We start from the raw sequence: 2,062 nt of genomic DNA, 5'->3' as shown, positions 1-2,062 counted from the left end.
GGAGCGGGGCGTCGAGGTCGGGCGGGCCGTCACCGTGCACCCGGCCACCCCCGTCGGCGGCACCGCGCTGCCCGCGCGCCTGGCGGGGCGCACCAACCTGCACGAGCAGGTGCGCTACTGGGGCTCGGCGATGCTCGACCCGCACACCGACGGCGGCATGTGCGAGCTCAAGGCCGTGCGGGTGGAGCAGCTGCGCCCGCTGCCCGAGGGCGTGGGCACCCGCGTCGGTGCCCTCGCCGAGCCCTTCGCCGTCGCCCTGCACGCCGTCGGCCGCCTCGGCGACGTCACCGGCCGCCGCGTCCTGGTCAACGGCAGCGGCCCCGTCGGCGCGCTGGTCGTCGCCGCCCTCAAGCACCGCGGCGCCGCGCACGTCGTGGCCGCCGACGTGGCGCCCGCCTCGCTGGCCGTGGCCCGCGCGGTGGGCGCCGACGAGACCGTCGACCTGTCGGCCGGGCAGCGGCTGCCGCAGGAGGAGGAGCTCGTCGTGGAGGCCTCCGGGGCCCCGGCGGCCCTCGGCGGGGTGCTGGCCGCCACGGCCCGCGGCGGGCGGATCGTCCAGGTCGGGAACCTGCCCGGCACCCCCGCCCCGGCGGCGCTGGGCGACCTCGTCACCCGCGAGATCACCTGGAGCGGTTCCTTCCGCTTCGTCGACGAGATCGACGAGGCGGTCGCCGCGATGGCCGCCGGCGTCGACGTGTCCCCGGTGATCACCCACGAGTTCGACGTCGCCGACGCCGTGGAGGCCGTGCGCGTCGCCTCCGACCGCTCCACCGGCAGCAGCAAGGTGCTGGTGCGCTTCGGCTCCGGCGGGGCCGCGTCCGGGCGCAGCGCGTCTGACAGGATCGCGCCGTGACGTACACCGCAGACGCCGGGCGCTACGCGTCCATGCCCTACCGCCGCTGCGGGCGCAGCGGCATCGAGCTACCCGCCCTCTCGCTGGGCTTCTGGCACAACTTCGGCGACGACAAGCCGTTCCAGACCCAGCGCGACATCACCCGCCGCGCCTTCGACCTGGGCATCACCCACTTCGACCTGGCCAACAACTACGGCCCGCCCTACGGCGCCGCCGAGACGAACTTCGGGCGCCTCATGGACGAGGACTTCCGCCCGTACCGCGACGAGCTCGTCATCTCCTCCAAGGCCGGCTGGGACATGTGGCCCGGCCCCTACGGCGACCGCGGTTCGCGCAAGTACCTCGTGGCCTCGCTGGAGCAGTCGCTGCGCCGCATGCGCCTGGACCACGTCGACGTCTTCTACCACCACCGCCCGGACCCGGACACGCCGCTGGAGGAGACGATGGGCGCGCTCGACGCCATCGTGCGCTCCGGCAAGGCGCGCTACGTCGGGATCTCCTCCTACGGCCCCGAGCGCACCCTGCAGGCCTCGCGGATCCTGCGCGAGCTGGGCACCCCGCTGTTCATCCACCAGCCCTCGTACTCGATGTTCAACCGGTGGATCGAGTCGGGCCTGCTCGACGTGCTCGAGGCCGAGGGCGTCGGCTGCATCCCGTTCACCGCGCTCGCGCAGGGGCTGCTGACCGACCGCTACCTCGGCGGGATCCCGCAGGACTCCCGTGCGGCGCAGGGCAAGTCGCTGGACCCCTCGATCCTCACCGAGGACACGCTGGCGCGCATCCGCGGTCTGCAGGAGATCGCCTCCGGGCGCGGGCAGACGCTGGCGCAGCTGGCGCTGTCGTGGACGCTGCGCGACGAGCGCGTCACCACCACGCTCATCGGGGCCAGCTCGGTGCGGCAGGTGGAGGACAACGTCGCCGCCGTCTCGAACCTGGAGTTCTCCGCCGACGAGCTGCGGGCCATCGACGAGTTCGCGGTCGACTCCGGCGTCGACCTGTGGGCGCAGGTGCGCGAAGCCGGCGACGCCGGCGCCTGAGGCGCGCGGGCGGTGGGCCGGCGTCCGCGCCGCCCCACCGCCCCACCGCCTCGACGTGCGCACCTCCACCGCCCGGGGGACGCCGGCCGCTCCCGGCTACTGCGGGAGGTGGAGGGGGGACCGTACCCGGGGACGACGCCCCGGTGATCGCGCGCGGGCCACGCGCCCAGCG

The 2,062-nt window shown here is 75.2% G+C and carries 2 protein-coding genes; both read left to right on the top strand.

Features of this window, described 5'->3' with window-relative positions; all coding sequences use genetic code 11:
- Window positions 1-853, top strand: an 853-nt coding sequence (locus GTQ99_RS22570) for a zinc-binding dehydrogenase (RefSeq protein ID WP_166617912.1), incomplete at its 5' end; no start/stop codon positions are given.
- A complete protein-coding gene (mgrA, locus tag GTQ99_RS22565) occupies window positions 850-1,890 on the top strand; it encodes an L-glyceraldehyde 3-phosphate reductase (RefSeq protein ID WP_166617911.1) in 1,041 nt (346 codons plus the stop codon). The genes GTQ99_RS22570 and mgrA, both read left to right, overlap by 4 nt.
- Window positions 1,891-2,062 lie beyond the last annotated feature (172 nt).

This window comes from Kineococcus vitellinus (assembly GCF_009906315.1).
Lineage (GTDB): Bacteria > Actinomycetota > Actinomycetes > Actinomycetales > Kineococcaceae > Kineococcus > Kineococcus vitellinus.
This window is presented reverse-complemented; position numbering and strand designations above follow the sequence as displayed.